Annotated in this window: 5 protein-coding genes; 2 read left to right on the top strand and 3 right to left on the bottom strand. The window is 72.3% G+C overall.

The genetic code is table 11. From position 1 onward, the window contains the following. Positions 1 to 355: helix-turn-helix domain-containing protein (locus ACXJKL_RS13790; protein ID WP_457207613.1), on the bottom strand; the 355-nt coding region annotated here is incomplete at its 3' end. A 104-nt stretch (positions 356 to 459) separates the two neighbouring features. Next, positions 460 to 2,178: a fumarate hydratase gene (locus ACXJKL_RS13785; protein ID WP_457207612.1), complete on the bottom strand. Its 1,719-nt coding sequence runs from the start codon at positions 2,176 to 2,178 to the stop codon at positions 460 to 462. Positions 2,179 to 2,239: 61 nt separating this feature from the next. Between ACXJKL_RS13785 and ACXJKL_RS13780 the strand changes: the two genes are divergently transcribed. Both ACXJKL_RS13780 and ACXJKL_RS13775 read left to right on the top strand, forming a co-directional pair. Next, positions 2,240 to 3,340 (top strand): NAD(P)-binding domain-containing protein, encoded by a 1,101-nt coding sequence (locus ACXJKL_RS13780; RefSeq protein ID WP_457207611.1) that lies wholly within the window; start codon positions 2,240 to 2,242, stop codon positions 3,338 to 3,340. Between the two features lie 104 nt (positions 3,341 to 3,444). Beyond that, a complete protein-coding gene (locus ACXJKL_RS13775; protein ID WP_457207610.1) occupies positions 3,445 to 3,654 on the top strand; it encodes a hypothetical protein in 210 nt (69 codons plus the stop codon). Between the two features lie 28 nt (positions 3,655 to 3,682). Here the strand turns inward: ACXJKL_RS13775 and ACXJKL_RS13770 are convergent. Then, the coding region (locus ACXJKL_RS13770) for a hypothetical protein (protein WP_457207609.1) at positions 3,683 to 5,204 on the bottom strand (1,522 nt) is incomplete at its 5' end.

Raw genomic sequence — 5,204 nt, 5'->3', positions numbered from 1 at the left:
GCGCGAGGCCCGTGCCGACCTCGAGGTGTCGCCGTACGACCTGCAGCTCCGCGCGACGCCCCGCGATCGTCGGGGATGCTCCGGGCTCCGGCGCGCCCCCCCGGCTGGCCGCGAGCCAGAGGTCGTGGAAGCGGGCAGTGTCGCCGTCGAGCGCCTCGACGAGGAGCTCCAGGACGCCCCAGGTGGGCAGTCGCGCGGTGGAGAACACGTGCGAGACCGTGGTGTGGCTGCACCCGGCCGACCGGGCGAGTGTCCGCAGGCTGGGCCAGCCTGCCCTCAGGTGGAGGTCGTGCAGGGCATCGACGAGCTCCCGCTGCGGTCCCGGCGGGATCTCAGGTCGTGGCAGTCCTCCCACCCTCGACTCCTCGTCGACGGTCCTCCGGTGTCGCCCGAGCGACCTTCTCGCTCCAGCATCGCGGGACGCCGGACCCCTGTCATGGCCCATCCGGACCAGTCGGGTCACTTCTCCTGGGAGCGCACCCGGATGCCTGCCGCCGACAGCGAGCTGAGCGGCACCGTCACCGCGCYGGAGGGGTCGGTGAAGAAGTCGTTGCCCTTGTCGTCGACGACGATGAAGGCCGGGAAGTCCTCGACCTCGATCTTCCAGACCGCCTCCATGCCGAGCTCCTCGTACTCGAGCACCGACACCGAGGTGATGCAGTCCTGGGCCAGCCGTGCGGCCGGGCCGCCGATCGAGCCGAGGTAGAAGCCGCCGTGGGCGTCGCAGGCCTCGGTGACGACCTTGGAGCGGTTGCCMTTGGCGAGCATCACCTTCGAGCCGCCCGCGGCCTGGAACTGCTCGACGTACGAGTCCATCCGGCCGGCCGTGGTCGGACCGAAGGAGCCCGACGCCATGCCCTCGGGAGTCTTGGCGGGACCGGCGTAGTAGACGGGGTGGTCGCGCAGGTACGACGGCATCTCCTCGCCGGCGTCGAGGCGCTCCTTGATCTTCGCGTGCGCGATGTCGCGGGCGACGACCAGCGGCCCGGTCAGTGAGAGCCGGGTCTTGACCGGGTGCTTCGACAGCTCGGCCAGGATCTGGTCCATCGGCTGGTTCAGGTCGATCTCGACGACCTCCCCGGCCGCGATCTCGTCCGAGACGCCCGCGGACGGCATGTACTGCGCGGGGTCGGTCTCGAGCTGCTCGAGGAAGACGCCCTCGGCCGTGATCTTGCCCAGCGCCTGGCGGTCGGCCGAGCAGGAGACGGCGATCGCGACGGGGCACGACGCGCCGTGGCGGGGGAGCCGCACGACGCGGACGTCGTGGCAGAAGTACTTGCCGCCGAACTGCGCGCCGATCCCGAAGGACTGGGTGAGCTTGAAGACCTCCTCCTCGAGCTCGAGGTCGCGGAAGCCGTGGGCGCKCATCGAGCCCTCGGTCGGGAGGTTGTCGAGGTAGTGCGCGGAGGCGTACTTCGCGGTCTTGAGCGCGAACTCCGCGCTCGTGCCACCGATGACGACGGCGAGGTGGTACGGCGGGCACGCGGCCGTGCCGAGCGAGCGGATCTTCTCGTCGAGGTAGGTGAGCAGGCGCTCGGGGTTGAGGATCGCCTTGGTCTCCTGGAACAGGAACGACTTGTTGGCCGAACCGCCGCCCTTGGCCATGAAGAGGAACTTGTACTCCGGCCTCTGCTGTCCATCGGGGCCGAAGCTCTGCGGCGTCGAGTAGATCTCGATCTGCGCCGGCAGGTTGGTGCCGGTGTTCTTCTCCTCGAAGGTCGTCAGCGGCGCGAGCTGGGAGTAGCGCAGGTTGAGGGTGGTGTACGCGTCGTACACGCCGCGGCTGATCGCCTCGCCGTCGTCGATGCCGGTGAGGACGCCCTCGGACTTCTTGCCCATCACGATCGCGGTGCCGGTGTCCTGGCACATCGGCAGCACGCCGCCGGCGGAGATGTTGACGTTCTTGAGCAGGTCGAGGGCGACGAAGCGGTCGTTGCCGCTGGACTCGGGGTCGTCGATGATCCTGCGCAGCTGCGCGAGGTGCGCGGCGCGCAGGTAGTGGCTGATGTCGTGCATCGCCTCCGCGGTCAGCCGCTGGATCGCCTCGGGCGACACGCGCAGGAAGGTCTGGCCGTCGACCTCGAGGGTGGAGACCCCGTCGGTCGTGATGAGGCGGTACGGCGTCTCGTCGGGGCCGGTCGGCAGGAGGTCGGAGTACCGGAATTCAGCGTCGCTCACGAGACGGCAGGGTACGCCGCGGGCTCGGGCATAGCCGACGGTGCCCGGGCGTTGGATCGGTGTGCCCGATCACGACCACCGCCAGGACCCCGTCCTCGACTCCCTCGTCATCGGCGCCGGCCAGGCGGGCCTCTCCGCGTCGCGACACCTGGCGCAGCGCGGCATCGAGCACGTGGTCCTCGACGCCGACGAACGGCCGGGTGGCGCGTGGCAGCACCGGTGGGACTCGCTGACCATGGAGGACGTCCACGGCGTGGCCGACCTGCCCGACGCGGTCGCGCCGGGACGCTCGGACGCCGCCGCCAACGTCGTCGTGCCGGCGTGGTTCGCCGACTACGAGCGGCGCTTCGACCTGCCGGTGCTCCGTTCCCACGTCGTCGACGCGGTCACCAGCGACGGCGACCCGATCGTCGTGCACACGACCGAGGGTCGGACGTGGCGCGCCCGGACCCTGGTCAACGCCACCGGCACCTGGACGCAGCCGTTCGTGCCGCACTACCCGGGCATCGAGACCTTCGCCGGCGAGCAGCTGCACACCCACGCCTACCCCGGTCCGGAGCACTTCGCCGGGAAGCGGGTCCTGGTGGTCGGCGGCGGAGCCTCCGCGGTGCAGTTCCTGGGCGAGCTGGCCCCGGTCGCGGACACCCTGTGGGTCACCCGCCGCGAGCCGGTGTGGCGCACCGGGGACTTCGACCCCGAAGCAGGTCTCGCCGCGGTCACCCTGGTGGCCGACCGGGTACGCCGGGGGCTGCCGCCGGCGAGCGTCGTGGGCGTCACCGGGCTGGCCCTGCGGCCGCAGGAACGGGAGGCCGAGCGGCTCGGGGCCTACCGCCGGCGGCCGATGTTCGAGCGGATCGAGCGGACCGGGGTGCGATGGGCCGACGGTGCCTCCGAGCGGGTCGACACCATCCTGTGGGCCACCGGCTTCCGCCCGGCGATCGGCCACCTGGCCCCGCTGCGGCTGCGCTCACCGCTGGGCGGCGTCCAGCTCGATGTCGGCGGCGCGGTCCAGGGTGCGGTGACGGCCGTGCGCGACCCGCGCGTCCAGCTCGTCGGCTACGGACCGTCGGCGAGCACGATCGGCGCCAACCGGGCGGGCCGGGCGGCCGCGATCGCCGTACGCCGCTGGCTGACCGCGGCCGACGACGAGCTGACCGCCTAGTCCGCTGTCATCTTCTGTCAACCCCCGTCAACCGGGGGTCGACCTGGCCAACTCTGGATCCATACCGCCGCAACCGCAGCGGAACAAGCCAGGGGAGCAGAGCCATGAACACCACGCCGTACCGCCGCATCGTCGCCATCGCCGGCGCCGCGGCCATCACCATCATCACCACCGTCACCTTCAGCCCCGCGACCTCCGCGTCGGCCGGTGCCGGTCACCAGAACCGCCCGTGCTTCATGGTCCGGGCGCACTGGAACACGGCAGAGGGCCCGCAGCCCACCTGCCCCGTCCCGTCGTGGCAGCGCATGTCCTGACGGGGCGTCGTTCCCCTGGTCCGGGCGATCAGCGGCCACCCGCCGTGGTGGCTGCGATCGCCCGGGACAGTGGGACGTGCTGGCTCGCGTCGCTCGCGGCGCGTGCCAGGAGGCGCTTGGCGACCGTGCCTCGGCCGTCGCGGAGCGCGACCTGCGCCGCCCGCCAGCGGCAGTACGCCGCGTCGTGCGGGCGGGTGAGCCGGTCCCACTCGCTCGCTGCACTGGACCACTTCTCGAGGTCGGCCCCGCCGTCGAGCCGCGACAGCTCGGCCGCCCACGTGAGCCCGTGGGCGTGACGGTCGGCGGGCACCCGGCCGGCCTCGAAGAGGTCGCCCGGCGCCCGGGCGCGGAGCTCCACCAGCCGGTGGTGCGCGGCAGGCACTTGGACCACCGTGTCGGTGACTGCCGTGCGGCCGTTGCTGAGGTCGGCGGCCGCGCGGGCGGCGCGCGACAGCAGGCCGGCCTGGAAGATGGAGAGGTCGGTGGGGAGGAGGCGGTCGAGCAGCCCGGTGAGCAGGTCCAGCGCACGAGCCGGCTCGGAGGACCAGAGCAGGAGCTCCGAGGCGGGGTACACGATCTCGCTCCGGTTCAGCAGCGACGAGACGGGGATGGCAGCGAGGGCCTCGAACCCCGCCGCAGCAGCCGCCAGGTCTCCCGTGAGCATCTCTACCTGTGCCCGCTCGAGGTAGAGCCAGTAGTGATCGTGGTCGATCGGTGCCGCCGTGGCCGCCATGACGTGTCCGGCGGCCCGCGACGTCCGTCCCTCGAGCAGCTCGGCGTCCGCCACGTTGGCGACGAGAGCCGCCACGACATACGTGTCGATCGACCACTCGCGTGCCGTCGCGAGCGCCGGGGCGGCTGCCTCCGCGACCGACGAGGCGGGCGCGGACGTCTTCAGGAGCATGTCGGTCACCACGAGGGCGTCGAAGACCTCCCGGAACGGGTCGCGGGTATCCCGTCCCAGGCGACGGGCACTCTCCACGTGGGCCCAGCCGGCGGCCGGGTCGCCGTACATCGTCTCGTGCCATGCCTGGTTCATGAGGGCGCGCACGTGACCGTCGACGTGTCCGACGCGTTCGCAGATCTCGGCGGCCCGCGCCACCCCGTCCGCGGCCTCGTCGGGACGGCCCTGGTGACGGAGGTGGCCGGCCAGCTCCAGCAGGAGGTCGGCGTGCTCAGCCGACGCGGGCAGGCGCTCGTACTCGACCAGCGCCTCCTCCAACAGCTCCAGGGCGGCGACGGAGTCGGTGTAGCCGCGGGTGGCACCCAGTGTGCTGAGCAGCCGGGCGCGGTCGCGACCGACCACGTCGGCGAGCCGGATCGCGGCCTCCTCCATCAACGCCGCTGCCTCGTCACCGCGACCGCTGTCGTCCAGGGCACTGGCGGCCGCGCAGTAGGCCTGGCAGAGCGAGACCTCGTGCCGCACGTCGAGTGGTTCCTCCCAGAGCGAGATGACCCGCAGCCACTCCTCCGCCTCCTGACGTGGTGCGAACCGGGCGTGCGCCTGGTCGGCCGCGACGATCCGCCACTCGAGCTCCCGAGCGCGCTCC

The sequence above is a fragment of the Nocardioides sp. P5_C9_2 genome, assembly GCF_054049555.1.
The sequence above is the reverse complement of the archived record's forward strand: the minus strand, read 5'-3'. Positions and strand labels throughout refer to the sequence as shown.

Bases quoted from the DNA above. Each gene is read 5' to 3' on its own strand.
- ACXJKL_RS13775 (WP_457207610.1), top strand. From the start codon at position 3,445: ATGAACACCACGCCGTACCGCCGCATCGTCGCCATCGCCGGCGCCGCG.